Below are 26,479 nucleotides of genomic sequence, written 5' to 3'. Positions count from 1 at the left end.
AGCCGTACGCCTCCCGACCCGTACGCTTCCTGACCCCGTACGTCTCCCGAAGCTCGGGTCACCGCAGCGGGCGGCCCTGTTCGTCCAGTTCCAGTTGCGGGCGGCCGGTGACCAGCAGCCAGGCGGGGAGCGAGGCCAGGCAGAGCAGGGTGAGGGTCGCGGGGGAGGCGACGAGGACGGCGGCGGTGAAGAGGCTCACCCAGCCCTGCCGGGTGGTGGCGAGCAGGACGCCGAGTACGGCGGCGGAGATCGCGACCGTCGGGTGCGTCTCGGGGACGAGCGCCTGGACGAACAGCCCGAAGGCGGCCCCGACGAAGACGGCGGGGAAGATCCGGCCGCCCCGGAAGCCGCAGGAGGAGGCGACGAGAAGGGCCACGAGCTTGACCACGGCCAGCTTCGCCAGCTCGCCCGAGGACCAGCTGCCGAGCGAGGCCGTCAGCTCCTTGACCTCCGCCAGGCCCTTGAAGAGCGTCAGATGGCCGCCCAGGGCCCCCAGGAGGCCCAGGACGAGCCCTCCGGCGGGCAGCATCAGCATCGGGTGGCGCAGCCGCCGGAAGCCGGCGTGGACGGCGGGGAAGACGAAACAGGCGGCCAGACCGAACAGGGCGGCGGCGGAGGCGATGGCCAGGGCGGCGAGGAGATCGCCCCAGCCGGGGTCGGCGAGCGGCGGAAGGCCCAGGGCGAAACTGGGCTCGGCGAGCAGTTGGGTGGTCATCGCCCCGGCCCCCGCCGCGACCAGCGGGGCGAAGAGCCGGTCCCAGAGCGAGCCGGGCCCCGGCTGTCCGGTGAGGGCCTCGGAGATGACGAGGGCGGCGGCCACCGGGGTGCCGAAGAGGGCGCCGATGGTGGCGGCGGAGGCGAGCGCGACCCAGGCGGCACCGGGCACGGCGGGCGCCGCCTTGCGGCCGAGCCAGTAGGCGAGGGCGACGTTGGTGGCGATGATCGGGTTCTCCGGGCCGAGGCTGACCCCGCCGGCCAGGGCGAGCGCGCTGGCCAGGAGCAGCCCCGGGGTGGTGCCGGGGGAGAGCGGCGCCCCGCCGAGCCCCGTGGTGGCGGGGTCGGGCCCGGCGTGCCCGGGAGCCTTCCAGACGACCAGGCCCACGGCGACGCCGGTCGCGGTGAGGAGGGACACGATCCAGAGCGCGGAGTAGCCGTCGACCCCGAGGGCGTCGGGCAGCACGCTCCACAGGACGTGCTGGAGCCGCTCCGAGACGTAGCTGATCCCCAGGAAGAGCAGCCCACCGCCGACGCCGACGCCGAGCGCGGGCAGGATCTGCGGGAGCAGGACGCGGAGGGCCGGTGCGCCGTCGGGCGGGGGAGAGGCGTGATCGAGAGCCACCGCCTCACCATAAATGCGCAAAAGCCGCATTTTCCGTAGGTCGGGCGGGTGGGACCCCGTGCCGGACGGAATGCCCTCGGATACGAGGACGGGTACGGGGGCTGACGGGGGTGCGGATACACATACGGATACGGGGACGGGCGGGGGCGCGGCACAGGGCGGGCGCGGAGGGGGATACAGGGCGGGCCTGGAGGCGGATACCGGGCGGGCGCGGAGGCGGACACAGGGCGGATACGGATACGGATACGGATACGGGGGCGGGGGCGGGAGCCCGGCCCCCGCCCCGTATCCGTACCGCCTCACCCGCTCAGGCGCGCGGTTCGATCACCACGGCTGTGCCGTACGCGCAGACTTCGGTGCCCACGTCCGCCGCCTCGGTGACGTCGAAGCGGAACATGAGCACGGCGTTGGCGCCCCGCGCCCGCGCCTGCTCCACCAGGCGTTCCATGGCCTGGTTGCGGGTCTGCACCAGGGTCTTGGTCAGGCCCTTCAGCTCCCCGCCGATCATCGACTTCAGGCCCGCGCCGATCTGGCTGCCCAGATGGCGGGAGCGGACGGTGAGCCCGAAGACCTCGCCGATCACCTGGCGGACCTCGTAGCCCGGTACGTCGTTCGTCGTCACGACCAGTACGTCGGGGTGCGGACCCTGGCCGCCCCCGTACTCCTCGATGCCCATCGACACACACCTTCCTGTTCGGCGAGACTCAAGGGAAGACTCAGAAGAAAGAGTCCCGGCCGAAAACGATCTTCGCAACTTCCGGCAGGCTCCCGCACCCCGGGACCCCGGGTGGAACCGGGCGCGTTCGGCCCGCGTTGATAGCTTGGGGCCAGCCGTCCCCGCCCCCACCGACCGCAGGAGCCCGGAAACCCGTGAACACGCTTGCCCTCGGACCGAGCTGGCTGGACCCGGACTATCTGATCCACACCTTTGGTCCCATCGGAATCCTCGCCATCGTCTTCGCCGAGTCCGGACTCCTCATCGGGTTCTTCCTGCCTGGCGACTCGCTTCTCTTCACCGCCGGTCTGCTGGTCACGACCGGCAAGCTGGACATGCCGCTGTGGCTGATGTGCACCCTGGTGGTGATCGCGGCGGTCCTCGGCGACCAGGTCGGCTATCTCTTCGGCCGGAAGGTCGGGCCCTCCCTCTTCAAGCGCCCCGACTCCAGACTGTTCAAGCAGGAGAACGTCGAGAAGGCGAGCGAGTTCTTCGAGAAGCACGGCCCGAAGTCGCTGGTCCTGGCCCGTTTCGTGCCCGTCGTGCGGACCTTCACGCCGATCATCGCGGGCGTCAGCGGGATGAACTACCGCTCGTTCATCACGTTCAACGTCATCGGCGGTGTGCTCTGGGGCGCCGGAGTGACCCTGCTCGGCGCCGCCCTCGGCCAGATCGACTTCGTGCACGAGCACATCGAGTTCATCCTCGTCGGCATCGTCCTGATCTCCGTCGTCCCGATCGCGATCGAGTTCCTCCGGGCCCGCTCCCGCGCGAAGAAGGAGCAGGCCGAGGGCGGTCACGACCTCGTCCCCGGCGCCCAGACCCAGGCCCCCCAGGCCCCCCGGGGCCGTCACGCCAAGCGCTGACCCCCTCCCGGCAGGGCCCCGTAGCGGGTCCGCGGAACCCCGGCAGGGCCCCGTAAGGCCCACCCCGAGCGGACCAGGCGGCTAGAAGCCCCTGGTCCGCTTCGCCGCCCGGCGGACCGCCGCCGCCCCGGGCGCCTGCATGAACATCCGCGCCAGCTCGCTTCCCAGGTTCACCCCGATCGCGATCGCGAGCGCCAGCGCCGCCGCCTTCGCCAGCGAGGCGAACCCCTGGTCGAGATTGTGCTGCGCGATCGCGAGCACCCCGAAGTACGTCGCGGAACCCGGCAGCAGCGGCCCGATCGCCGCCGTCACGTACGGCAACGACGAGGTGTGCTCGTACCGGGCGATCAACTGCCCGAAGAGGCCCACGAGCCCCGCCGCCACCGCCGTCGCCATCACCGCGGAACCATCGGCCACCACCGCGATCGACGCGTACACGACCCACGCCACCCCGCCGTTCAACGTCGCGAACAGCACCGTCGACCGCGACTGCTGCAACAGGATCGCGAACGTCGCGCACAGCACCATCGACGCCAGGATCTGCGTCACCGGCCGCTCCACCGGCCGCAGCGCCCCCTCCGGATTCAGCTGCGCGTCGAACTGCACCGCCACGTAGAGCACCGAAAGCACGCCCACCACGATCGCGACGAAGAAATACGCGACCTCCAGGAGCCGGGCCGAGGCCGTGATGTAGAAACCGGTCAGACCGTCCTGCACCGCCGCCACCAGCGCCCGCCCCGGGATCAGCGCGAACAGACCACCGGTGATCACCGCCGAGGGGCGCAGATCCGCGTGGAGCAGCGTGAGCAGCACCCCCATCGCCGCCGGGGGCATCGCCGCCACCAGGAACTGGTAGAACTCCGGCAGCCCCCGCCCCGCGCACAGCCACGCGAGCCGGTCGCCGAGCACCGCACCGAGCGCCGCCACGAAGAACACCGTCGTATCGCCGCCGAGCAGGATCGACGCCGCCCCCGCGAGGAGCCCCGCCGCCGCCGTCAGCGCCCAGCCCGGATACGGATGCCGGTTGCGCCGGATCTCCGCGAGCCGCCGGTACGCCTCCTCGGGCGAGACCTCGTGCGCCCGCGCGTTGATGTCCGCGAGCAGCGTGTACACCGCCACGAGCCGCGTGTAGTCCGTCCCCCGCCGCCGTACCGTCCGGTTCGCCGTGACCGGATCGTCCACGAGCGAGGGCTGGTACGTCACCGACAACAGCGTGAACGTGACCGTCGGCTCCACCCGGTCGAGCCCGTACGAACGGCAGATCGCGAACATCGCCGCCTCGACGTCCTCCGCGCCCTCCCCGCCCGCGAGCAGCAGTTCCCCGATACGCAGCGTCAGGTCGAGCACGCGCGGCACCGAGGGCCCCGACTCGTCCTCCTTGCGCGGCGCCTCCGGCACCGGGCGCTCGCCCACCGGCAGCCGCAGCATCGTCCGCATCCGGTCCTGCCAGGGCGCGTCCTGCGGCAGCCGCACCAGCGGTATCCCGGTCGCGGGCGTGAACGCGGGCGGCGAGTTCCGCGAGGAGTACGTGGCGGGCTTGGCGAACGCCGAGCCCTCCTGCCCCGGTGGCGGCTCCGACGTCAGCCCCGGCGGAAGGGCGAACTCGGAGGTCGGATGCTCCTCCTCCGCGGGCGCGGGCTGCTCCACCCCCGCCGGCGGAACGAACGCGCTCCGCGCCTCGTCCGACTGAGGCTTCCGGTCCTCCGGAGCCTCCTCGGGGCCCTCCGGCTCCGCCACCACTCTCTCCGCCTCATCCCCAGGGAATCGTGGATTCCAGTATGAAGGTGAGACGGATGTGCGAAAGGCGGTGCACCCCAAGAGGTGCACCGCCTTCACACGATCACGTCACAGGGTGCTCACTCGCCACCCCGCACGTGACCCGCGGCCTCAGTGGCCGCCCTGCTCCTTGAGCCGGGCGTACGAGCGCTCGATCTCGGCCTCGGCCTCGGCGCGGCCGACCCAGTCGGCGCCCTCGACGGACTTGCCGGGCTCCAGGTCCTTGTAGACCTCGAAGAAGTGCTGGATCTCCAGACGGTCGAACTCCGACACATGGTGGATGTCCCGCAGGTGCTCCATGCGCGGGTCCGTCGCCGGGACGCACAGCAGCTTGTCGTCGCCACCGGCCTCGTCCGTCATCCGGAACATGCCGATCGCGCGGCACTTGATCAGGCAACCGGGGAAGGTCGGCTCGTCCAGGATGACGAGGGCGTCCAGCGGGTCGCCGTCCTCGCCGAGGGTGTTCTCGACGAAGCCGTAGTCGGTCGGGTAGGCCGTCGAGGTGAAGAGACGCCGGTCCAGACGGATGCGCCCCGTCTCGTGGTCGACCTCGTACTTGTTACGCGACCCCTTCGGGATCTCGATGGTGACGTCGAACTCCACGGGTGGCTCCTCCTGAATCAACACAAGTGAATGCTCGCGACGACGCGCGGTGATTAAGTGTCCCTCACGCAGGACCGTGATCGCGAAAGGGGCTGGTCAGCAATGCCCGAGCCGAGGACGTGGCAGCTCGTGGCAGGCTCTGCCGCCCTCGGAGTGGCCCTGGCCACCGCGGCGGTGACCGCGGCCGGGCCATGGGACTCCGGTCAGCGTACGGCCGAACGCGCCCGCGCCGCCGCCGCCCGGGAAGCGGGTGGCGCACATCACGCCGCAGCCCCCGCGCCCCCGACGCCCTACCGCCCCGCGCCCGCCCCCAGCGCCCCCGACGTCCTCACCGCCCTGCGCACCCCGGGCACCACCGGATCCGAAGGCACCACCGGAACCACCGGATCCGAAGGCACCACCGCATCCGGCACGGGTCCCGGAACCGGCCCCGAGGCCAGGCCCGGAGCCGACCCCTCGACCGGCTCCGTCGGAAACCCCTCCGGAAACCCCGTCGGAAACCCCTCCGGAACCCCCGCCGCCGACTCCGCCGCCGACCCCGACAAGGCCTACGCCGCGAAGCTCGCCGCCCTCCTCACCCCCCTCCTCGCCGATCCCGGGCTCGGCCCCCTGCGCGCCGCCGCCGTCGTCGACACCGCCACCGGACACCGTCTCTACGGCGCGGGCGCCGCCACCCCCATGACCCCCGCCTCCACCATCAAGATCGCCACGGTCGCCGCCGCCCTCTCCGCCCTCGGCCCCGACCACCGCATATCCACCACCGTCACCTCCTCCCCCGACGGCCGCACCCTCACCCTCACCGGCGGCGGCGACCCCACCCTCGACCCCGCCCGCCTCAAGGCCCTCGCCGCCGACACCGCCCGCGCCCTGACCGCCCGGGGCCGCACCTCCATACGCCTCGCGTACGACACGAGCCTCTACACCGGCCCCGTACTCCACCCCATAGGCCCCAACGAGAACCTCGCCCCCGTCGTCGCCCTGATGACCCGCGAAGGACGCCTCGACGACAGCCGCAGCGGCCCCGCACCCCGCTCCACCGACCCCGCGCGCGACACCGCCACCGCCTTCGCGGCCCACCTCGCCCACGCGGGCGTCACCGTCACCGGCGCCCCCGCCCCCGGCCGTACCCCGGGGGCCGCACCCCTCGCCACCACCCGCTCCGCCCCCCTCGCCGACCTCGCCGAGCACACCCTCACCCACAGCGACAACGACCTCGCCGAAGCCCTCGCCCGGCAGACCGCCCTCGCCCACCGCGAGCCCGCGAGCTTCGAGGGAGCGGGCCGCGCCGTCCGCGCCGAACTCGCCCGCCTGAGCCTCCCCGTCACCGGTGCCCGCTTCGCCGACGGCAGCGGACTCGACCGCCGCGACCGCGTCACCGCCGACCTCCTCACCGCTCTCCTCACCCGCGCGGCCGACCCCGCCCGCCCCGCTCTGCGCCCCGTCCTCACCGGGCTGCCCGTCGGCGGCTTCACCGGCACCCTCGCCGGACGCTTCGCCGACGCCCCCGCGGGCGCCGGGCTCGTCCGCGCCAAGACCGGCACCCTCACCGGCGTCAACACCCTCGCGGGGACGGCCGTCACCCCCGACGGACGTCTCCTCGCCTTCGCCTTCCTCGCCGGGAACACCCCCTCCCCGGACGCGGCACAGCCCGCCCTCGACCGGCTCTCCGCCGCCCTCGCCGCACCCCGCTGACCCGCACCCCGCCCCACTCCCGCCTCACCCGAACCCTCACCGAACGAGCGCCGAGACCGTACGGTTGACGCATGACGAGCTTCGGTGGCGCAGGCACATCCGGGATGGTCGACTGGAACCTCGCGGTCGCGACCGCGACCCGCCTCGTGCGGCCCGGTCCCGAGGTCGGCCGCGACGAGGCCCGCGCGGTCGTCGCCGAACTCCGCGAGCACGCCAAGGCCGCCGAGGCCCATGTCCGCGCGTACACCCGGATGATCCCCGAGGGCACCGAACCGCCCGCCACCCCCGTCCTGGTCGTCGACCGGGCCGGCTGGATCAAGGCCAACGTCGCGGGCTTCCGCGCGCTCCTCACCCCCCTCCTCGGCAAGATGCAGGAACGCCGCTCCGCCACCCCCGGCGGCGCCGTCCTCGGCGCCGTCGGCGGCAAGGTCACCGGAGTCGAACTGGGCATGCTCCTGTCCTTCCTGGCCTCCCGGATCCTCGGCCAGTACGAGACCTTCGCCCCCGCCACCCGCGACCTCCCCGCCGGAACCGGCGGCGGACGCCTCCTCCTCGTCGCCCCCAACATCGTCCACGTCGAAAGGGAACTGGGCGTCTCCCCGCGCGACTTCCGCCTCTGGGTCTGCCTCCACGAGGAGACCCACCGCACCCAGTTCACCGCCGTCCCCTGGCTCCGCGACCACCTCCAGGGCGAGATCCAGTCCTTCCTCGCCGCCACCGACGTCGACCCCGGCACCCTCGTCGAACGTCTCCGCGAAGCCGCCCAGACCCTGGTCGGCGGCCGTCCCGAAGCCGAGGAGGGCGAACCCGCCCCCTCCCTCGTCGAACTCGTCCAGACCCCCGAGCAGCGCGAGATCCTCGGCCGTCTCACCGCCGTCATGTCCCTCCTCGAAGGCCACGCCGACTACGTCATGGACGGCGTCGGCCCCCAGGTCGTCCCCTCCGTCGCGGAGATCCGCGAGAAGTTCCAGGAGCGCCGCGCCCGGGGCGCCTCCCGCCTCGACCTCGCCCTGCGCAAGCTCCTCGGCCTCGACGCCAAGCTCCGCCAGTACCGCGACGGAGAGCGCTTCGTCCGCACGGTCGTCGAGCAGGTCGGCATGGACGGCTTCAACCGCGTCTGGACCTCGCCCAACACCCTCCCCACCAAGGCCGAGATCGCCACCCCCGCCGACTGGATCGCCCGGGTGCACCGCAAGGCGGACTCCTGAGGCGGGAAGGGCGCGCCACGGACGGACTCCGGGGGCGGGAAGAGGACCGGCCGCCGGACGGACTCCCGGGGCGGGCGAGGGCGCACCGTAAGGCAGACTCCTGAGGCTGGAGCGGCACACGACACAGGAATGGCTCAGAAAGCCCCGCTAATCACCCATCCGAGGGACCCTGAGCAGGGGGTGAGCCGTGCGATGCTCGGGTAATGGTCGAGTTTCTGTCACCATCGACGCACGCTGAGTGACCGAACCCCCCACTCCGACCGTTAAAGACTCCGACCGAGGCACCCCACCCCCATCACGAAGGGCAGCGGACATGGGTCCCCATCCTGCGGTCGCGGCGATACGCCTGGCGGTCCGCCGCGTACTCCACGACGTCCTCACCGAGCACCAGACCGACCCCACCACGGCAGCCGGCGACACCCCCCACGGCCCCCTCGCCCCCCTTGTTCTCGTGGCCTGCTCCGGCGGCGCCGACTCCATGGCCCTCGCCTCCGCCCTCGCCTTCGAAGCCCGCAAGCTCCCCCTCCGCGCCGGCGGCGTCACCGTCGACCACGGACTCCAGCACGGCTCCGACCTCCGCGCCCGGGAAGTCGCCGGACGCATGGCCGCCCTCGGCCTCGCCCCCGCCGAAGTCGTCGCCGTCACCGTCGGCCGCGAAGGCGGCCCCGAAGCCGCCGCCCGCGACGCCAGGTACGCGGCCCTCGACGCCGCCGCCGAGCGCCACGGAGCCACCGCGATCCTCCTCGGCCACACCCGCGACGACCAGGCCGAGACCGTCCTCCTCGGCCTCGCCCGGGGCTCCGGCATCCGGTCCCTCTCCGGCATGGCCGCCGTCTCCGGCGCCACCCGCCGCTACCGCAGGCCCTTCCTCCAGCTCGACCGGCAGACCGTCCGCAAGGCCTGCGTCGCCCAGGAGCTGGCCGTCTGGGACGACCCCCACAACACCGACCCCGCCTACACCCGTTCCCGACTCCGCCACGAGGGCCTCCCCGCACTGGAGAAGGCCCTCGGCAAGGGCGTCGTCGAAGCCCTCGCCCGAACGGCCCAGCTCTCCCGCGACGACGCCGACGCCCTCGACACCTGGGCCGCCGACGCGGAGACCGCCGTACGCGACGAGGCGGGCGCCCTCGAATGCGCCAAGCTCTTCGGCCTGCCCACCGCCGTACGCCGCCGCGTCCTGCGCCGCGCCGTCATCGCCGAGGGCGCCCCCGCCGGATCCCTCTTCGCCCGCCACATCGAGGAAGTCGACCGCCTCATCACCGGCTGGCGCGGCCAGGGGGCCATCAACCTGCCCGGACGCGTCGAAGCACGCCGTCAGGGTGGCAGACTGGTCATCCGGCAAGGCTGACGCACGCGCAACGAAAGTGACCCGGGTGAACGAGAAGGACATGGGCACCGACCTCCAGTCGGTGCTCATCACCAAGGAAGAGATCGACGCCAAGCTGGCAGAGCTGGCCGCGAAGGTCGATGCGGAATACGCGGGCAAGGACCTGCTCATCGTCGGTGTCCTCAAGGGCGCCGTGATGGTGATGGCGGATCTGGCTCGCGCCCTGTCCACCCCCGTCACCATGGACTGGATGGCCGTTTCCTCCTACGGCGCCGGTACCCAGTCCTCGGGCGTCGTCCGCATCCTCAAGGACCTCGACACCGACATCAAGGGCAAGCACGTCCTGATCGTCGAGGACATCATCGACTCCGGCCTGACCCTGTCCTGGCTCCTGTCGAACCTCGGCTCGCGCGAGCCCGCCTCCCTGGAGGTGTGCACCCTGCTGCGCAAGCCCGAGGCCGCGAAGGTCGCCCTCGACGTCAAGTGGGTCGGCTTCGACATCCCCAACGAGTTCGTCGTCGGCTACGGCCTCGACTACGCGGAGAAGTACCGGAACCTGCCGTTCGTCGGCACGCTCGCCCCGCACGTCTACGGCGGCTGAAGCCCGAGGCGGTACGGGGAACCCGCGTCGCCTTCCCCCCGTTGAACCACGGGAAGGCGGTCGCGGGCGACGATGCTGAGGTACCGTCCGAAGAACAGCTTTTTCATACAGCAGCTCTCACAGCAGCATTTTCCTACGGGCAGGAGGGACGGGGCGTCATCGCTCCGTATGGATGGACGTGAAGCGATACTTCCGTGGGCCGGTCATGTGGATCGTGCTGGCCGTCCTCGCCGTGGTCGTGCTGATGCAGGTCGTCGGCTCGTCCGAGGGCTACAAGACGGTGGACACCGGCAAGGTCGTCCAGGCGATCGACAAGAACCAGGTCAAGCAGGCCAAGATCACCACTGGTGACGAGCAGTCGATCAAGATCGAGCTCGTCGAAGGCCAGAAGATCGACAACAGCGGCAAGGTCCAGGCGCCGTACATCGGCAGCCAGGGCGTCGACATCGCCGACAAGCTCCAGGAGAAGTTCGAGGCCGGACAGATCGAGAAGGGCTACACCGTCTCGCCGACGAAGCAGTCGCCCTTCGTCTCGATCCTGCTCTCCCTCCTCCCCTTCGTCCTCATCGTGGTCGTCTTCCTCTTCCTGATGAACCAGATGCAGGGCGGCGGCTCCCGCGTCATGCAGTTCGGCAAGTCCAAGGCGAAGCTCATCACCAAGGACACCCCGAAGACCACCTTCGCGGATGTGGCGGGCTCCGACGAAGCGGTCGAGGAACTCCACGAGATCAAGGAATTCCTCCAGGAACCCGCGAAGTTCCAGGCCGTCGGTGCCAAGATCCCCAAGGGCGTCCTGCTCTACGGGCCCCCCGGAACCGGCAAGACGCTCCTCGCGCGCGCCGTCGCCGGCGAGGCCGGTGTGCCGTTCTACTCGATCTCCGGCTCCGACTTCGTCGAGATGTTCGTCGGCGTCGGCGCCAGCCGCGTCCGCGACCTCTTCGAACAGGCCAAGGCCAACGCACCCGCCATCGTCTTCGTCGACGAGATCGACGCCGTCGGACGCCACCGCGGCGCCGGCCTCGGCGGCGGCCACGACGAGCGCGAGCAGACGCTCAACCAGCTCCTTGTCGAGATGGACGGCTTCGACGTGAAGGGCGGCGTCATCCTCATCGCCGCCACCAACCGGCCCGACATCCTCGACCCCGCCCTCCTGCGCCCCGGACGCTTCGACCGGCAGATCGCCGTCGACCGCCCCGACATGCAGGGCCGTCTGGAGATCCTCAAGGTCCACCAGAAGGGCAAGCCGGTCGCCCCGGACGTCGACCTCGGCGCCGTCGCCCGCCGGACCCCCGGCTTCACCGGCGCGGACCTCTCCAACGTCCTCAACGAGGCGGCGCTCCTCACCGCCCGCAGCGATCAGAAGCTGATCGACAACCACGCGCTGGACGAGGCGATCGACCGTGTGGTCGCGGGCCCGCAGAAGCGGACCCGCATCATGTCGGACAAGGAGAAGAAGATCACCGCGTACCACGAGGGCGGCCACGCCCTCGTCGCTGCGGCTTCCCCGAACTCCGACCCCGTCCACAAGATCACCATCCTGTCCCGGGGCCGTGCCCTCGGCTACACGATGGTCCTGCCGGACGAGGACAAGTACTCCACCACGCGCAACGAGATGCTCGACCAGCTCGCGTACATGCTGGGCGGGCGCGCCGCCGAGGAACTGGTCTTCCACGACCCGACCACGGGCGCGGCCAACGACATCGAGAAGGCCACCGCCACCGCCCGCGCGATGGTGACGCAGTACGGCATGACCGAGCGGCTCGGCGCCATCAAGTTCGGCGGCGACAACACGGAGCCGTTCCTCGGGCGCGAGATGGCGCACCAGCGCGACTACTCGGAAGAGGTCGCGGCGCTGGTCGACGAAGAGGTCAAGAAGCTCATCGAGACCGCGCACAACGAGGCCTGGGAGATCCTCGTCGAGAACCGCGACGTCCTCGACAACCTGGTCCTCGCCCTCCTGGAGAAGGAGACGCTGGGCAAGGAGGAGATCGCCGAGATCTTCGCCCACCTCGTCAAGCGCCCGGCCCGCCCCGCGTGGACCGGCTCCTCCCGCCGTACCCCGTCGACGCGTCCGCCGGTCCTCTCCCCCAAGGAGCTGGCCCTGACGAACACGGCGAACGGCTCGGCGACCCCGGCGGTCGACACCACCAAGGGCATCGACATCGCCCCGGTGGACACCCCCGAGGACTGACCGGACCGACCCCGGAATGGCTGCCGCGCCCCCACAGGTTTTAGCCTGTGGGGGCGCGGCATTTCGCGCACTTCAGTTCGGACGGAACGAGGCACAGAGATGACCGACCCGGTGACGCTGGACGGCACGGGCACGATCGGCGAGTTCGACGAGAAGCGCGCCGAGGCCGCCGTACGGGAGCTGCTCATCGCGGTCGGCGAGGACCCGGAGCGCGAGGGGCTCAAGGAGACGCCGGCGCGGGTGGCGCGGGCGTACCGGGAGCTGTTCGCGGGGCTCTGGCAGGAGCCCGAGGACGTCCTGACGACCACGTTCGACCTGGGCCACGACGAGATGGTCCTGGTGAAGGACATCGAACTGATGTCCACCTGTGAACACCATCTCCTGCCGTTCCACGGCGTGGCTCACATCGGCTACATCCCGGCCGAGTCGGGCAAGATCACCGGCCTGTCCAAGCTGGCCCGGCTGGTCGACGTCTACGCCCGCCGCCCGCAGGTCCAGGAGCGCCTGACGACGCAGGTCGCCGACTCCCTGATGGAGATCCTCGAAGCGCGCGGCGCGATCGTCGTCATCGAGGCGGAGCACATGTGCATGACCCTGCGCGGGGTCCGCAAGCCGGGCGCGAAGACCACGACCTCGGCGGTACGGGGACAGCTGCGCAACGCCACCACGCGCGCCGAGGCCATGTCCCTGATACTCGCCCGATAAGGGCGATCCGCCCCCGTGCCCGTCCCGCGTGCCCTGAGGGCCCGGCCGCCCCGGCCGGGCCCTCAGGCCGCCGGTGAGGCGTTCTTGTCGTCGTCCTCGGGGAGCTTGCAGATCCGTTCGAGGAAGAGGGCGGCGGCGATGACGCCGAGGCCCGCCAGGACCGAGGCGCCCGCGTAGAGGGCCTGGTCGCGGCGGGCCGGGACGTCGAGGTGGCCGAGGAGGAAGACGCCCGTGCCGCCGTACATTCCGGCGACGAGGGCGGCCACCAGGGCGCTCGCCTGGCCGAAGACGACCGCGCGGGCCGCCATCAGGGGTTCGACGCCCTTGGCGCCGGGGCGGCGGTCGCGCTGGGCCTTGAGGCGGGCGCGGATCGACAGGGCGGTCGCCGCGAGGACGACCGCGATCACGGCGAGGACGATCGGCGCGGCGAGCGGCACGCTGGGCAGCGTGCCCACCGAGTCCCAGAGCCGGGCGGTGCCCCAGGAGAGCACCCCGGCCACGAGGAACAGTCCGGCGAGCACCTTCAGCCGCAGTTGTTTCACCGGGTGTCCTTCATGTGGGCGCGGTCGGTTGCCACGAGCGTAACGACTACTCGGGCAGACGGAGTTCCAGGTCGGCGCGGACGCCGATGCCTTCGGTGCCGAGGGCGGCGAGGAGTCCCGCGACGGCTCCGCGACCGGGCAGCTCGGCCGCCGGGTCGACGTCGTGCCAGGGCGCGAGGACGAAGGCCCGCAGATGGGCGCGGGGGTGAGGCAGGGTGAGGACGGGGTCGTCCGAGACGACATCGGCGTACGCGATGATGTCGACGTCGATCGTGCGGGCGCCCCAGCGCTCCTCGCGGACGCGGTGGAAGGCCTCTTCGACGGCCTGGGCCCGCTCCAGGAGGGAGGAGGGCGGCAGGGTGGTCTTCACGAGGACGACCGCGTTGAAGTAGGACGGCTGGGTCCCCGGCTCGACGCCCCAGGGCTCCGTCTCGTAGACGGGGGAGACGGCCTTGACCCGGAGACCGGGGGTGTCCGCGAGGGCGTCGACGGTTCCCTGGAGGGTCTCCAGGCGGTTGCCGAGATTGGCGCCGAGGCCGAGGACGGCCCAGCGGGGGTTGGAGAGGGTCACGTCGGCCGCGTCGACGGTCTCGACGACGGAGGCGGGTACGGGCTGGACGGTCGGGTCGCTCTGGGTCGGTTTCATCGTCGGCTCCGGGTGATCGTGACGGTCACGTCGTCGAAGGGAACGGTGATGGGCGCGTCCGGCTTGTGGACGACCACTTCCACCTCCTGTACCCCGGTGTGGCGGAGGCACTGCTGCGCGATGCGTTCGGCGAGGGTTTCGATGAGGTCGACGGGATCGCCCTGGACGACGGCGACGACCTCCTCGGCGACGATCCCGTAGTGCACGGTCTTCGTCAGGTCGTCCTCGGCGGCGGCCGGGCGGGTGTCGAGGCCGAGAACCAGGTCCACGATGAAGGTCTGGCCTTCCTCGCGCTCCTTGGGGAAGACGCCGTGGTGGCCCCGGGCCTTGAGGCCTCGCAGCGCGACACGATCCACGCGAATCACTCCTGCTGTCGTAGTTCGGGTGGTCACGCAGCCGAGTGCGGCGGCCGGTGTCCGTCCTCGAATCTACCTTTGGGCACTGACAGGGCTTGCCCTTGGGGGCGGTGGGCGGGTCAGGCCAGGGGATTCAGTTGTCGTCCGTACCGGGGTCTTCGGCCTTGGAATCCTCGGTTTCGGCGAGGACGGGGGAGGCATGGTGGGACCAGATCCGCCAGCCTTCGGGTGTGTGCCGGAACACATTGGTGGCGACGACGAGCTGGCCGACGAGGGGGCCGAGTTCGGCGCCGTTCTCGGCGGGTCCGCCGCTGAGGATGTTCTCGGTGCAGGTGACGATGGCGAAGCCGTCGGCGAGGGAGATCTCCAGGTCCGTCAGGAAGAACTGGATGTAGTCGGTGTTCGCCATGATCAGGGCGTACGAGCGGAGCACCTCGCCGCGCCCGGTGAGGACGGGCCAGCCGGGGTGGACGCAGGTGATGGGGGTGGCGCCGTCGTCGAGCCAGAGCGCGGCGACGGTGTCGAAGTCGCCGGTCTCCATCGCGTCGTAGAAGGCGGTGTTGGCGGCTTCCACGGCGCTTCGGTCGGTGCGCTCGGAGTCGGTGCGCTCGGAGTGGGTGCGCTCGGCGTCGGGGCGCTCGCCGCCGCCGTGCCGGCCGGTGGGCCCGTCGTCGTCCGGGGTGTTCTCTTCGTCGCTCGGGTGCTCTTCGGGGCTCACACGGCTCCTTCGACGGCGCGGGCGACGCGGACGGCGTCGGCGGAGGCGCCGACCTCGTGGACGCGTACGGCCCAGGCGCCGGCGTGGGCGGCGAGGGCGGAGACGGCGGCGGTGGCGGCGTCGCGTTCGCGGGCGGGCGGCGGGGCGGCGCCCTCGCGGGTGAGGACGTGGCCGAGGAACCGCTTGCGGGAGGCGGCGACGAGGAGGGGGCGGCCCAGCGCGCGGAGGGCGGGCAGACGGGCGACGAGGGCGAGGTCGTGGGGGGCGAGCTTGGCGAAGCCGAGCCCGGGGTCGACGATGAGGCGCTCGGGGTCGATGCCGCCGTCGACGACGGCTTCGAGGCGGACGCGCAGCTCGTCGACGACCTCGCCGACGACGTCGTCGTAGACGGCCAGGCTGTTCATGTCCTGGCTGAATCCGCGCCAGTGCATGACGACGAAGGGGACCTCGGCGGCGGCGACGGCGGGGACCATGCCGGGGTCGGCGAGTCCGCCGCTGACGTCGTTGACGAGGAGGGCGCCGGCTTCGACGGCGCGGGCGGCGACGGTGGCGCGCATGGTGTCGACGGAGACGGTGACGCCTTCGGCGGCCAGACCCCGGACGACGGGGATGACCCGGCGGAGTTCCTCGTCCTCGTCGACGCGGCTGGCGCCGGGGCGGGTGGACTCGCCGCCGACGTCGACGAGGTCGGCTCCCTGGGCGACGAGGTCGAGGCCGTGTTTGACGGCGGTCGCGGTGTCGAACCAGCGGCCGCCGTCGGAGAAGGAGTCGGGGGTCACGTTGACCACGCCCATGACCGCGCAGCGGTCCCACTCCGGCAGGCCTCGGGCGGTACCCCGGTCGATCGTCGTACTCATACGACCAGCGTAGGGCGTGGCGGAGGGTTCAGGCCGCGTGGATCTCGCGCTCGGTGGGTGCGGCGACGATGTGGGTGCAGGGCCGTGGGGCGGGGGCGGGGCGGCGGCGGGCGAAGGGGCGGGGCCGGGAAAGGGTCACGAAGCCTTCGGCCTGCATGGCGGCGAAGCCGATGCGGGGCAGGTCACGGGTGGTGCGGTAGACGACGAAGCGGGGTTCCCAGCGTGGCTGGAACTTGGCGTTGAACTTGTAGAGCGATTCGATCTGGAACCAGCGGGACAGAAAGACGAGGAGTCCGCACCAGACGCGCAGGACGGGTCCCGCGCCGATCTTCTCGCCGCGGGCGAGGGCGGAGCGGAACATGGCGAAGTTGAGGGAGACGCGCTCGATGCCGAGGGCGGGGGCGGCCTGGAGGGCGGCGACGATGAGCAGCTCGTTCATGCCGGGGTCGGCGGAGCGGTCGCGTCGCATGAGTTCGAGGGACATGCCGTCGGAGCCCCAGGGGACGAAGTGGATGATCGCCTTGAGGTCGCCGTAGGGGGAGTCGTCGGGGCTGGTACGGGTGCGGGGGCTGGTGCCGGTGCCGGTGTCTCCGGCGGCCGTACCGGTGCCGGTCGTGTCGGCGGAGGGGGCGCCGGAGGCGCCGGCGTCGGAGGCCCTGTCGGCACCGGCGGTGTCGTCGGGGCGGCCGGTGGGGGTGGTCTTGTGGGCGGTCGCTATCACCGCGTCGCCGTCGCCGGGGGCTCCGATGCGGCCGAGGGCCATGGAGAAGCCGCGTTCGGTGTCGGTGCCGCGCCAGTCGGCGGCGGCGCGGCGGACCTGTTCGAGTTCCTCGGGGTCGAGGTCGGCGACGCGGCGGACCCGGGTGGTGTAGCCGTTGCGCTCGATGCGCTTGACCATCTGGCGGACGTTGCGCATGGCGCGTCCGGAGAGGGAGAAGCCGGCGACGTCGACGATGGCCTCGTCGCCGAGTTCGAGGGCGTCGAGTCCGGTCTCGCGGGTCCAGACCTGGCCGCCGGTCTCGGAGCAGCCCATGACGGCGGGGGTCCAGGAGTGGGCCTTGGCCTCGTCCATGAAGCGTTCGATGGCGCCGGGCCAGGCTTCGACGTCGCCGATGGGGTCGCCGCTGGCGAGCATGACGCCGGAGACGACGCGGTAGCAGACGGCTGCCTTGCCGCTGGGGGAGAAGACGACGCCCTTGTCGCGGCGGAGCGCGAAGTGGCCGAGGGAGTCGCGCGCGCCGTGCTGGTCGAGGAGGGCGCGGAGGCGGATCTCGTCCTCGTCGGTGAGGCGGGCGGCGGGGTGCTCGGGGCGGAAGGCGAAGTAGATGGTGGTGAGGGCGGTGAGCATGCCGAGGGCGCCGAGGGAGTAGCCGACGGTCCAGTCGACGCCCTTGGTGTAGCCGACCGGGCCCTCGACGCCGAGGAGCCCGTAGAGGACGTGTTCGAGGCGGTCGGCGAGGCTGGGGTCGCCGATGACGCGGCGGGGGTGGGCGCTGACGATGACGAGGCCGAGGGCGATGGAGCCCGCGCCCATGACGACGAAGTTGGCGAGTGCGCGCCAGCGGCTGCGGGGGTCGGGGAGGGCGGCGAATTCTTCGCGGTGGCGCAGCAGGAGGGCGAGGAGGCAGAGGGAGAGCAGGGCTCCGACGACGGAGTGGCGCCAGGCGAACTGGGCGGCGGCGCCGAGGGGGAGGAGGACCACGGAGGCTCGCCAGGCGCGGCGCTTGCGGCGCTTGAGGCCGTGGGCGAGGAGCAGGAGGAGGACTCCGGCGCTCAGGGAGAGCGCGGCGGAGAGGGGGCCGAGGGTGCCGGGGAGGATTTCGGCCAGGGTGTGGACGCGGCTGGCGCGGAATCGGGGGAAGACTCCGGCGGCGATGTCGATGAGGCCGATGAGGGTGCAGGCGGTGCCGACGAGGGCGGGCACCGTCTCGGGGCGTGGGCCTCGCAGAATCCGTCGTACCCGAACCGGAACCAATCCTGATTTGTCCCCATCTAGCGTGACAGACATGGCTTCCCGTACTTCCCGTGGTCCTGCGTGTGGGTTCTTGGTCCGGTCAGGCCCCGATGGTGCGTTTCGGCGGGTCGTCCCGGATGGTGCGCTTTCTAGGACGGAGCCGTGCGGGCTCGGGTTCATCGGTTCACCGGAAATTCTCGGAAAGGCGGGGGTGGTCGCCCCATGGGTCTCACCAGCGGCAATGTTCTCTGGGCAGCGGTCGCGCTGGCGGTGCTGCTGTTCCTGGCGACGCTCGTGTGGTGGCCGCGCCTCGCGCGCCGGGGGTGGCGCGCGTATGTGGGGCGGGCGGGACTGCTGCTCGTGACGCAGGTGACGCTGTTCGCGGCGGTGGGGCTCGCGGCGAACCGTTCGTTCCTGTTCTACGGCTCGTGGGCGGACCTGTTCGGGCAGGAGCAGGAGATGGGGGTGGTCGTCGACCACGGGGCCGGTTCGCGGGACGTCCGGGTGGTGGGGACGCGACAGCTCGACGTGCCCGGCGGGGGGCGGCCGGAGGTCGGCGGCCAGATACAGAAGGTGGTGGTGGCGGGGGAGCGGTCGGGGATCGTCTCGCCGGCGTACGTGTATCTGCCGCCTGAGTATTTCCAGCCCCGGTACGCGCGGCGCGTGTTCCCGGCTTCGGTGGTGCTGACGGGGTATCCGGGGACGGCGGAGAACCTGATCGAGGGGCTGAAGTATCCGAAGACGGCGTACCTCCTGGCGAAGGAGGGGCGGATGCAGCCGATGATCCTGGTGATGCTGCGGCCGACGGTGGCGCCGCCGAGGGACACGGAGTGCGTGGACGTGCCCGGGGGGCCGCGGACGGAGACGTTCTTCGCACGGGATCTGCCGGCGGCGGTCTCGGGGACGTACCGGGTGGGGACGAAGCCCCGGAACTGGGGGTTCATGGGGAACTCCACGGGGGGTTACTGCGCGCTGAAGATCGCGCTGCACCACCCGGACCGGTTCGCGGCGGCGGCGGGGTTCTCCGCGTACTACCGGGCGGCCGAGGACGTGACGACGGGGGATCTCTTCCGGGGTGACGAGGGGCTGCGCAGGCGCTCCGACCTGCTGTGGAGCCTGGGGCACCTGACGCAGGGGAAGTCGTCGTTCCTGGTGACGACGTCGAAGCAGGGCGAGGACAACCTGCGGGGGACACGGGAGTTCGTCGCGCGGGTGAAGAGCCCGGCGACGGTCTCGTCGATCACGCTGGAGAGCGGCGGCCACAACTTCAACACCTGGAACCGGGAGATCCCGCCGGGCATGGTGTGGCTGAGCGGGAAGCTCAGCGCGGCCTGAGGACGGCTCCCGCCCGACGGGCCCGCCCGAGGCTCCCGCCCGCCGGGGCCCGGTTCCGGGCCGCCCGCCGGAACCCGGGCGGTCGCCCGGTCCTACGCGCTCGTGGCCCCGCCTTGTCCGTCGGTGGCCCGGTCCTGTCCTTCGGTGGCCCGGCGCAGGGCGCGGTGGACGCCGTCCGGGGTGAGGACGCCGAGCGGGCGTCCGGTGGCGTCGGTGACGGTGAGGCGTCCGGTGTCGTGCTGGAGGAGCACGGCGAGGGCGTCCTTGAGCGAGGTGCCGAGGGGGACGGGGGCGGGGTCGCCGTACGTGCGGGGGGAGGGGGCGTTTCCTTCGGTTCGGTCCGGGTACGCGCGCGTGGCGCGGTCCTTCCCGTCCGTACGGTCCTCGTACGCGCGCGGGGAGGGGCCGTTCCCGTCGGTGCTGTGCCGGTTTTCCGGTACGGGGTCGAGGTCGGCTTCGGTGACGGGGGTGACGGCGAGCCGCTTGAGTCCCCGGTCGCTGCCGACGAAATCGGCGACGTACGGGGTGGCGGGGGAACCGAGGATGGTGGCGGGGGTGTCGAACTGCTCGATGCGGCCCTGTCCGTAGACGGCCATGCGGTCGCCCATCCGGACGGCCTCCTCGATGTCGTGGGTGACGAGGAGGACGGTCTTGCGGACGGTGGCCTGGAGGGCGAGGAACTCGTTCTGGAGGCGTTCGCGGACGACGGGGTCGACGGCGCCGAAGGGCTCGTCCATGAGGAGGACGGGCGGGTCGGCGGCGAGGGCGCGGGCGACGCCGACGCGCTGGCGCTGGCCGCCGGAGAGCTGGGCGGGGTAGCGGGGGCCGTGGACGGCGGGGTCGAGGCCGACGAGTTCGAGGAGTTCGGCGGCACGCGCGCGTGCGGCGGCCTTCTTCCAGCCGAGGAGCGCGGGGACGGTCGCGGTGTTGTCGAGGACCGTGCGGTGCGGGAAGAGCCCGACCTGCTGGATGACGTAGCCGATCTTGCGGCGCAGGGCGACGGGGTCGACGCCCGCGACGTCCCGGCCGTCGACCAGGACCCGGCCGGACGTCGGCTCGACGAGCCGGTTCACCATCATCATCGTGGTGGTCTTGCCACAGCCCGACGGGCCGACCAGGGTGACGAGTTCGCCCTCGGCGACCTCAAGGGAGAGGTCGTCCACGGCGGTCGTCCCGTCGGCGTACCGCTTGGTCACATGCTCGAACCGGATCATGGTTCCTCATTCTGGCCACTGGATGACAGGGATGTGTGAAGGGCGTGTTGCCGCATTGTGGCGGCCGAGAGGGAATGTCAGTGCCGAAGGCTAGTGTCGTCACACATGCGTTCGGGAAGGCTGACGAACCGGGGGGAGGGACGAATGAGCGCACCGAACTGTCTGGTCGCCAACGACTGGATCTGCGGGGAGTATCTGCGCACGCGCGCGCACGAGTTGACGGACGCCACGCTCCAGCATGTGGGAATCACCCTCGTGTCCGTGCTGATCGCGCTGGCCGTCGCGGTGCCGCTGGCGCTGCTCGTCCGCGCCAGGCCCCGGTTCGCGGGCCCGGTCCTGGGCTTGACCACCCTGCTCTACACGGTGCCGTCGCTCGCCATGTTCTCGTTGCTTCTGCCCTTGTTCGGGCTCTCGACGGCCCTGGTGGTGACCGGTCTCGTGCTGTACGCGCTGACGATCCTGGTGCGCAACGCCCTGGCGGGTCTGGCGGCGGTCCCGGCGGAGACGCGGGAGGCCGCCCGGGGCATGGGATACGGGCCGCTGCGGCTCCTCTGGGAGGTCGAACTGCCGCTCGCGCTCCCGGTCCTGATGGCGGGCATACGGATGGCGACGGTCTCCACGATCGCGCTGACGACGGTCGGTTCGGTCGTCGGACGCGGAGGTCTGGGGAACCTCATCGAGGACGCCCTGCCGACCTTCTTCAAGGCCCAGATGCTCGCCGCCGCCGTGCTCTGCGTCCTGCTCGCGGTCGCCGCCGATCTGCTGCTCCTGGGCCTCCAGCGGCTCTTGACGCCCTGGTCCCGCGTACGGACCGCGTCGGGAGGAAGCTGAGATGGGGGTCGTGACGGACGCCTGGGCCTGGCTCGCCACCGGCGCGCACTGGACGGGCGAGGACGGCATAGGGCGGCGGCTCGCCGAGCACGTGTACGTGAGCGGGGCGGCGCTCCTGATCGCAGCGGCGCTCGCGCTGCCCCTGGGACTGTGGCTCGGCCACCTCGGACGGGGCGGCGCGCTCGCGGTGAACGTGTCGAACGTGGGCCGCGCGGTCCCCGTCTTCGCGGTGCTCGGCCTGTTCATGGTCTCCCCGCTGCGGAACGCCGGGTACGTGCCGACGATCACGGCCCTCGTGCTGTTCGCGGTGCCGCCGCTGCTCACCAACGCGTACGTGGGGGTGCGGGAGGTCGACCGGGCGGCGGTGCGGGCCGCGCGGGGGATGGGGATGACGGGCGGACAGCTGTTCCGCCGGGTCGAACTGCCGCTCGCCGGACCGGTGGTGATGACCGGGGTGCGCTCGGCGGCCGTGCAGGTGGTCGCCACGGCGACCGTCGCCGCGATGGTCGGTCAGGGCGGACTCGGCCGGATCATCACGGCCGGATTCGCCCGGTACGACACCGCGCAGGTCGTCGCGGGCGCGGTGCTCGTGGCACTGCTCGCCCTTCTGGTGGAGGGCGTGATGGTGGGTGCGGAACGCCTCCTGGGAGGCTCGGCCCGCCGCTGAGAAGCCGAAATGCAAATGCCGACTCGGATGCGACTTGGATGGGTGGTTTCGTGAACAGGGTCTCGCGGATCGCGGGCGCGGTACTGGGGACGGCGGCACTGACCGTCGCGCTCGCCGCGTGCGGCGGTGACAGCCTGGAGCAGGGCAAGGAGAAGGGAGCCGACGGCGCACAGGCCCCGGCGGGCGGCGCGAAGGGCTCGCTGGTGGTCGGAGCGGCCTCCTTCACCGAGGGCAAGGTCCTCGCCGAGCTGTACGCGGGGGCGCTCCGGGGCGCCGGATACTCGGTCTCGATCACCACGGTGAAGAATCGCGAGCTGTACGAACCTTCCCTTGAGAACGGCGAGATCGATGTCGTCCCGGAATACGCGGCGACGCTCGCGGAATTCCTCAACGCGAAGGTGAACGGGCCGAAGGCGCCCGAGGAGAAGCCCGTCGCCTCCGGTGACGCGACGGCCACGGTGGAGGCACTGCGCAAGCTCGCCGAACCGCGTGGTCTGAAGGTCCTCGCGGTCGGCGAGGCGGTCGATCAGAACGCCTACGCGGTGTCGAAGGAATTCGCCGCGAAGAACGGTCTGACGACGCTTTCCGATCTCGGCAAGTCGAAGCTCAAGGTGAAGATCGCCGCAGGTGACGAATGCGCCGTCAGGCCGTTCTGCGCACCCGGTCTGAAGAAGACGTACGGGATCGACGTGACCGGCGTCGACCCCAAGGGCGTCGGCACCCCGCAGGCCAAGCAGGCGGTGAAGGACGGGGTGGACCAGCTGGTTCTGACGACCACGACGGACGCCACGCTCGACAGCTACGGCCTGGTGTTCCTCACCGACGACAAGAAGCTCCAGAACGCGGACAACGTCCTGCCGGTGGTGAACGCGAAGGACGCCGGATCTCCCGAGATAGCCGCCGCCCTCGACAAGATCACCAAGGTGCTGACCACAGCGGATCTCGCCGAACTCGACCGCAAGGTCGACGCCGAGCGAGCGAAGCCCGAGGACGTGGCCAAGGAGTATCTGGTGACGAAGGGGCTGCTCAACAAGTAGGCGTCCGTACGGGGGCGTCGGCGCGAAACGGAACCGGAACGGGAGATGGCCACTTCCGGTGGCGAGAAGTAGCCAAGAGATTGACGGGCCGACGCCCCACATGACACCCACGCACGGTAAATTTCAGGCCATGTCACGTGGACGCCACCGCCATTCCCCGCCTCTGCACAAGCTGCTGCCGCCCTCCGCGGTCGCCGGCGCCGCGGTCGTGTGCGCCGCGGTGGCCTGGCTGCCCGGCGATCCGGTGGTCGCGCGCGTCCTCGCGGCCGCTGCGGCCGCCGCCGCCGTCATCGGCGCCGTCCTCATGCGCAGCTGGGACCGGGACGCCGGTCTGCGGGTCGCCGAGCTGGACCGGGCCCGCACCGCCGACCAGTGGAAGACCGAGGAGCGGATCGCCGAGCTGGAGTCCGACCTGGAGGAGTCCCGCGCCCTGCGCGCCCGGCTCGACGCCAAGCTCCGCGCCAAGCGGGTGGAACTGGCCGGTCTTCGCGGCGAGCACGCCGACCTCCTGCGCCGCTACGCCACCGCCGAGACCCAGCGCGCGAGCGCCCTGGAAGGCCGACGCGTCCGCGCCCTGGAGACGACGGGGCCCGCCGCCGAGGACTCCGCCCTGGCCAGGGCCCTGCCCGCGGCGGGCTCCACGCCCACCCCCGAGTCCTACCGCCGCGCCGCCGAGGCCCTGCGCGACCTTTCGAACAACGCGACGGCCCAGCGGTCCGGCGCCCGGGACCTCGCCGAACGGCCCCAGGAGCCGGGAAAGTCCCAGGAGCCGAAGCCGCAGACGGCGCAGGAGCCGCGCGAGCCGCAGGCGCCCCGGACGGCACAGGCGCCGCAGGGCGAGCAGCCGGTCCCCGATGACGAACACGCCCGCTCGGCCTCCACCCTCGTGCTCCCGCGGATTCCGGCCACCACGCAGAAGGCCGCCCCGGGGACGCCGGTTCCGCCCGCCGCCCCCTCCGCACCGACCTCGGCCACGGCGGGGCCCACGACATCGGCCACGGTTGTCCCCACCGGCACACCTGCCACACCTGCCACGCCTGCACCGGCCGCCCCGAGTGCCCCGGCCGCCCCGGCTGCCGGTCCCGGCACTTCCGCCTCGGTTGCCACGCCCGGCGCTGCGGTCCCGCCCGGCACCCCGGCCTCGGCGACCACGCCCGGCGCTGCGGCCACGCCCGTCGCTCCCGGCACCCCGGTCCCGCCCGCCGCACAGGCCCCCCAGGCCCCTCAGCCCACCCCCGGCACCCCCCACACCCCCGTCCCGCCCGTCACCCCGGCTCTCCCGGGTTCCGTGCCCGTCGCCGCCGCGATCGTTCCGTACGCGGCCCGCAGGCCCGTTCCGCGTCCCGAGGGTGGTTTCGACTTCTTCGGTACGCAGAAGACGGCGGCGGCCATCGAGGCCGTGCAGCACACCGACCTCGCCGATGTCGTCGGCGAGGAGGTGCTTGAGGAGGTCCTGGCGGCGCAGGCCACGACCGGCACCCCGCTGCTCACCCCGGTCACCCCCGCCGGCGCGCCCGCCGCTCCCGGCACCCCTCCCGCCCTGCCCCGGACGGTCGGTCAGGTCATCGATCTGACCGCGCACGACGAGACCGAGCAGCTGGACGTCGCCGAACTGCGCGGGGCCGTCAACTCGTGACGTACCGCCTAGCCGACCTCCCCGCCGACGAGGTGGCCGGGCGCCGGGACGAACTGCTCGCCCTGTGCGCCCAGGCCTTCTGCGGCGCCCCCTGGCACGAACCGCCACTCGGCGCCGTACGGACCGTGGACCGGCTCCTCGGCTCGGCCGCCGCGCGGCCGGACTTCCGGAGCGTCGCCGCGCTGGGCCCCGACGGCGAACTCCTCGGCTTCGCGGCGGGCTGGACCGACACCGAACCCCCCGGTCACGAGCCCGCCTTCGTCCTGGCCGAACTCGTCGTCGCCCCCGCCCGGCAGGGCCTCGGCCTCGGCCGCGCGCTCCACGACGGGCTCCTCGGCGCGCTGCCCCCGGGCCCCCGCCGTCTGATGACCCTGGACCTGCCGGAACTGACGGACCGGTACACCCGCTGGGGCTGGTCCGTGACGGAACGGCGGCGCCCCGAGACCGCGGACCGGGAGTACGCGGTGATGCGCCGAACGGACTGAACCGTCCGCCGTCCCCCGCCACCCCCGTGCGCTACTTGTCGATGTCGCCGACGACGAAGAACAGCGAGCCCAGGATCGCCACCATGTCGGCGACCAGCGTTCCCGGCAGCAGCTCCACCAGGGCCTGGATGTTGTTGAACGACGCCGAGCGCAGCTTCAGCCGGTACGGCGTCTTCTCGCCCTTGGAGACCAGGTAGTAGCCGTTGACGCCGAGCGGATTCTCGGTCCACGCGTACGTGTGGCCCTCCGGCGCCTTCAGGACCTTCGGCAGCCGCTGGTTGATCGGGCCGGGCGGCAGCTCCTCCAGCCGGTCCAGACAGGCGTCGGCCAGGTCCAGCGCGTTGTGCGTCTGGTCGAGGAGGCACTCGAACCGGGCCAGACAGTCACCCTCCTCGCGGACCGCGACCCGCAGCGTGTCCCGCAGCTCCCCGTAGGCCAGATACGGCTCGTCCCGGCGCAGGTCGAAGTCGACCCCCGAGGCACGGGCGATCGGCCCCGACACCCCGTACGCGTGCACCGCCTCCGCCGACAGCACGCCCACCCCGCGCGTACGGCCCCGGAAGATCTCGTTGCCGAGGACCAGCCGGTCGTACACGTCCATCCGCGAGCGCACGTCGGCGACGGCCGCCCGTGCCCGGCCGAGCCAACCGGACGGCAGGTCCTCCTTGAGGCCGCCGACCCGGTTGAACATGTAGTGCATCCGGCCGCCGGAGACCTCCTCCATCGCCGCCTGAAGCTCCTCGCGCTCCCGGAAGGCATGGAAGACGGGGGTGATCCCGCCCAGTTCGAGCGGGTAGGAGCCGAGGAACATCAGATGGTTCAGGACCCGGTTCAGCTCGGCGAGGAGCGTACGGGTCCACACCGCGCGCTCCGGGACCTCCATGCCGAGCATCCGCTCGACGGCCATGACCACGCCCAGCTCGTTGGAGAAGGCGGACAGCCAGTCGTGACGGTTCGCCAGCATGACGATCTGGCGGTAGTCCCGCGCCTCGAAGAGCTTCTCCGCACCCCGGTGCATGTAGCCGATCACCGGCTCCGCCTGCCGGACGACCTCGCCGTCGAGCACGAGCCGGAGCCGGAGCACCCCGTGGGTCGAAGGATGCTGGGGCCCGATGTTCAGCACCATGTCGGTGCTCTCCGCCGCGCCGCCGATGCCGACCGTCGTCTCCGTCATGCGG

Annotated in this window: 25 protein-coding genes; 13 read left to right on the top strand and 12 right to left on the bottom strand. The window is 72.0% G+C overall.

The features are described 5' to 3' along the window. Positions 1-58: 58 nt before the first annotated feature. The gene (locus BU197_RS04185; RefSeq protein WP_317452066.1) at positions 59-1,339 is read right to left on the bottom strand and encodes an ion channel protein; all 1,281 of its coding nucleotides are present in this window, start codon (positions 1,337-1,339) and stop codon (positions 59-61) included. Positions 1,340-1,646: 307 nt separating this feature from the next. Beyond that, positions 1,647-2,015: a YbjQ family protein gene (locus BU197_RS04180; RefSeq protein ID WP_188266814.1), complete on the bottom strand. Its 369-nt coding sequence runs from the start codon at positions 2,013-2,015 to the stop codon at positions 1,647-1,649. Between the two features lie 194 nt (positions 2,016-2,209). Between BU197_RS04180 and BU197_RS04175 the strand changes: the two genes are divergently transcribed. Beyond that, positions 2,210-2,920, top strand: a complete 711-nt coding sequence (locus BU197_RS04175; protein WP_188266813.1) for a DedA family protein — start codon at positions 2,210-2,212, stop codon at positions 2,918-2,920. 81 nt (positions 2,921-3,001) lie between these two features. Here BU197_RS04175 and BU197_RS04170 read toward each other — a convergent pair whose 3' ends face one another. Beyond that, positions 3,002-4,660 (bottom strand): threonine/serine exporter ThrE family protein, encoded by a 1,659-nt coding sequence (locus tag BU197_RS04170; RefSeq protein WP_188266812.1) that lies wholly within the window; start codon positions 4,658-4,660, stop codon positions 3,002-3,004. 147 nt (positions 4,661-4,807) lie between these two features. Beyond that, on the bottom strand, positions 4,808-5,299 hold the full coding sequence (locus tag BU197_RS04165; protein WP_188266811.1) for an inorganic diphosphatase: 492 nt from the start codon (positions 5,297-5,299) through the stop codon (positions 4,808-4,810). Positions 5,300-5,401: 102 nt separating this feature from the next. Here BU197_RS04165 and dacB point away from each other — a divergent pair, with 102 nt between their 5' ends. From dacB to folE, 6 genes are all read left to right on the top strand, one after another. Continuing rightward, a complete protein-coding gene (dacB, locus tag BU197_RS04160; protein WP_188266810.1) occupies positions 5,402-6,991 on the top strand; it encodes a D-alanyl-D-alanine carboxypeptidase/D-alanyl-D-alanine-endopeptidase in 1,590 nt (529 codons plus the stop codon). A 71-nt stretch (positions 6,992-7,062) separates the two neighbouring features. Beyond that, the gene (locus BU197_RS04155; RefSeq protein ID WP_188266809.1) at positions 7,063-8,199 is read left to right on the top strand and encodes a zinc-dependent metalloprotease; all 1,137 of its coding nucleotides are present in this window, start codon (positions 7,063-7,065) and stop codon (positions 8,197-8,199) included. A 313-nt stretch (positions 8,200-8,512) separates the two neighbouring features. Then, positions 8,513-9,547 carry a tRNA lysidine(34) synthetase TilS gene (tilS, locus tag BU197_RS04150; RefSeq protein WP_188266808.1) on the top strand — a complete coding sequence of 345 codons (1,035 nt, stop codon included), beginning with the start codon at positions 8,513-8,515 and terminating at the stop codon, positions 9,545-9,547. A gap of 40 nt (positions 9,548-9,587) precedes the next feature. Next, the gene (gene hpt / locus BU197_RS04145; RefSeq protein WP_188266844.1) at positions 9,588-10,127 is read left to right on the top strand and encodes a hypoxanthine phosphoribosyltransferase; all 540 of its coding nucleotides are present in this window, start codon (positions 9,588-9,590) and stop codon (positions 10,125-10,127) included. Between the two features lie 172 nt (positions 10,128-10,299). Then, entirely contained in the window at positions 10,300-12,318 is a 2,019-nt protein-coding gene (ftsH, locus tag BU197_RS04140) for an ATP-dependent zinc metalloprotease FtsH (protein ID WP_188266807.1), read from the top strand. 99 nt (positions 12,319-12,417) lie between these two features. After that, positions 12,418-13,023, top strand: coding sequence for a GTP cyclohydrolase I FolE (folE, locus tag BU197_RS04135; RefSeq protein ID WP_188266806.1), 606 nt, complete (start codon positions 12,418-12,420; stop codon positions 13,021-13,023). 62 nt (positions 13,024-13,085) lie between these two features. On the opposite strand, the gene BU197_RS04130 is transcribed toward folE, so the two are convergent. The 6 genes from BU197_RS04130 to BU197_RS04105 form a co-directional block, all read right to left on the bottom strand. Continuing rightward, complete coding sequence (locus tag BU197_RS04130; protein ID WP_188266805.1) at positions 13,086-13,565, bottom strand: DUF3180 domain-containing protein; 480 nt, start codon at positions 13,563-13,565, stop codon at positions 13,086-13,088. 46 nt (positions 13,566-13,611) lie between these two features. Then, positions 13,612-14,211, bottom strand: coding sequence for a 2-amino-4-hydroxy-6-hydroxymethyldihydropteridine diphosphokinase (gene folK, locus BU197_RS04125; protein ID WP_188266804.1), 600 nt, complete (start codon positions 14,209-14,211; stop codon positions 13,612-13,614). After that, complete coding sequence (folB, locus tag BU197_RS04120; RefSeq protein WP_411158435.1) at positions 14,208-14,567, bottom strand: dihydroneopterin aldolase; 360 nt, start codon at positions 14,565-14,567, stop codon at positions 14,208-14,210. The genes folK and folB overlap by 4 nt, the downstream gene beginning before the upstream one ends. Before the next feature lie 133 nt (positions 14,568-14,700). Next, positions 14,701-15,285: a nuclear transport factor 2 family protein gene (locus tag BU197_RS04115; RefSeq protein ID WP_188266802.1), complete on the bottom strand. Its 585-nt coding sequence runs from the start codon at positions 15,283-15,285 to the stop codon at positions 14,701-14,703. Beyond that, positions 15,282-16,142, bottom strand: coding sequence for a dihydropteroate synthase (gene folP / locus BU197_RS04110; RefSeq protein WP_188266801.1), 861 nt, complete (start codon positions 16,140-16,142; stop codon positions 15,282-15,284). The genes BU197_RS04115 and folP overlap by 4 nt, the downstream gene beginning before the upstream one ends. 28 nt (positions 16,143-16,170) lie before the next feature. After that, positions 16,171-18,150 (bottom strand): phosphatidylglycerol lysyltransferase domain-containing protein, encoded by a 1,980-nt coding sequence (locus BU197_RS04105; RefSeq protein WP_188266800.1) that lies wholly within the window; start codon positions 18,148-18,150, stop codon positions 16,171-16,173. Between the two features lie 168 nt (positions 18,151-18,318). Between BU197_RS04105 and BU197_RS04100 the strand changes: the two genes are divergently transcribed. Further along, the gene (locus tag BU197_RS04100; protein WP_188266799.1) at positions 18,319-19,431 is read left to right on the top strand and encodes an alpha/beta hydrolase; all 1,113 of its coding nucleotides are present in this window, start codon (positions 18,319-18,321) and stop codon (positions 19,429-19,431) included. A gap of 92 nt (positions 19,432-19,523) precedes the next feature. Here the strand turns inward: BU197_RS04100 and BU197_RS04095 are convergent, their stop codons facing one another. Further along, positions 19,524-20,645 carry an ABC transporter ATP-binding protein gene (locus tag BU197_RS04095; RefSeq protein ID WP_188266798.1) on the bottom strand — a complete coding sequence of 374 codons (1,122 nt, stop codon included), beginning with the start codon at positions 20,643-20,645 and terminating at the stop codon, positions 19,524-19,526. A 144-nt stretch (positions 20,646-20,789) separates the two neighbouring features. On the opposite strand from BU197_RS04095, the gene BU197_RS04090 reads away from it, so the two are divergent. From BU197_RS04090 to BU197_RS31215, 5 genes are all read left to right on the top strand, one after another. Continuing rightward, entirely contained in the window at positions 20,790-21,476 is a 687-nt protein-coding gene (locus BU197_RS04090; protein WP_188266797.1) for an ABC transporter permease, read from the top strand. Position 21,477: 1 nt separating this feature from the next. After that, positions 21,478-22,143: an ABC transporter permease gene (locus BU197_RS04085; protein WP_188266796.1), complete on the top strand. Its 666-nt coding sequence runs from the start codon at positions 21,478-21,480 to the stop codon at positions 22,141-22,143. 38 nt (positions 22,144-22,181) lie between these two features. Next, positions 22,182-23,180 (top strand): ABC transporter substrate-binding protein, encoded by a 999-nt coding sequence (locus BU197_RS04080; protein ID WP_188266795.1) that lies wholly within the window; start codon positions 22,182-22,184, stop codon positions 23,178-23,180. Between the two features lie 130 nt (positions 23,181-23,310). Next, positions 23,311-24,816 (top strand): hypothetical protein, encoded by a 1,506-nt coding sequence (locus BU197_RS04075; protein ID WP_188266794.1) that lies wholly within the window; start codon positions 23,311-23,313, stop codon positions 24,814-24,816. Further along, complete coding sequence (locus tag BU197_RS31215) at positions 24,813-25,301, top strand: GNAT family N-acetyltransferase (RefSeq protein WP_188266793.1); 489 nt, start codon at positions 24,813-24,815, stop codon at positions 25,299-25,301. The genes BU197_RS04075 and BU197_RS31215 overlap by 4 nt, the downstream gene beginning before the upstream one ends. A gap of 31 nt (positions 25,302-25,332) precedes the next feature. Here the strand turns inward: BU197_RS31215 and BU197_RS04065 are convergent, their stop codons facing one another. Continuing rightward, entirely contained in the window at positions 25,333-26,475 is a 1,143-nt protein-coding gene (locus BU197_RS04065) for an NADH-quinone oxidoreductase subunit D (RefSeq protein WP_188266792.1), read from the bottom strand. Positions 26,476-26,479 lie beyond the last annotated feature (4 nt).

This window comes from Streptomyces sp. CBMA291, from assembly GCF_014596525.1.
In the GTDB taxonomy this organism is placed as follows: domain Bacteria; phylum Actinomycetota; class Actinomycetes; order Streptomycetales; family Streptomycetaceae; genus Streptomyces.
This window is presented reverse-complemented; position numbering and strand designations above follow the sequence as displayed.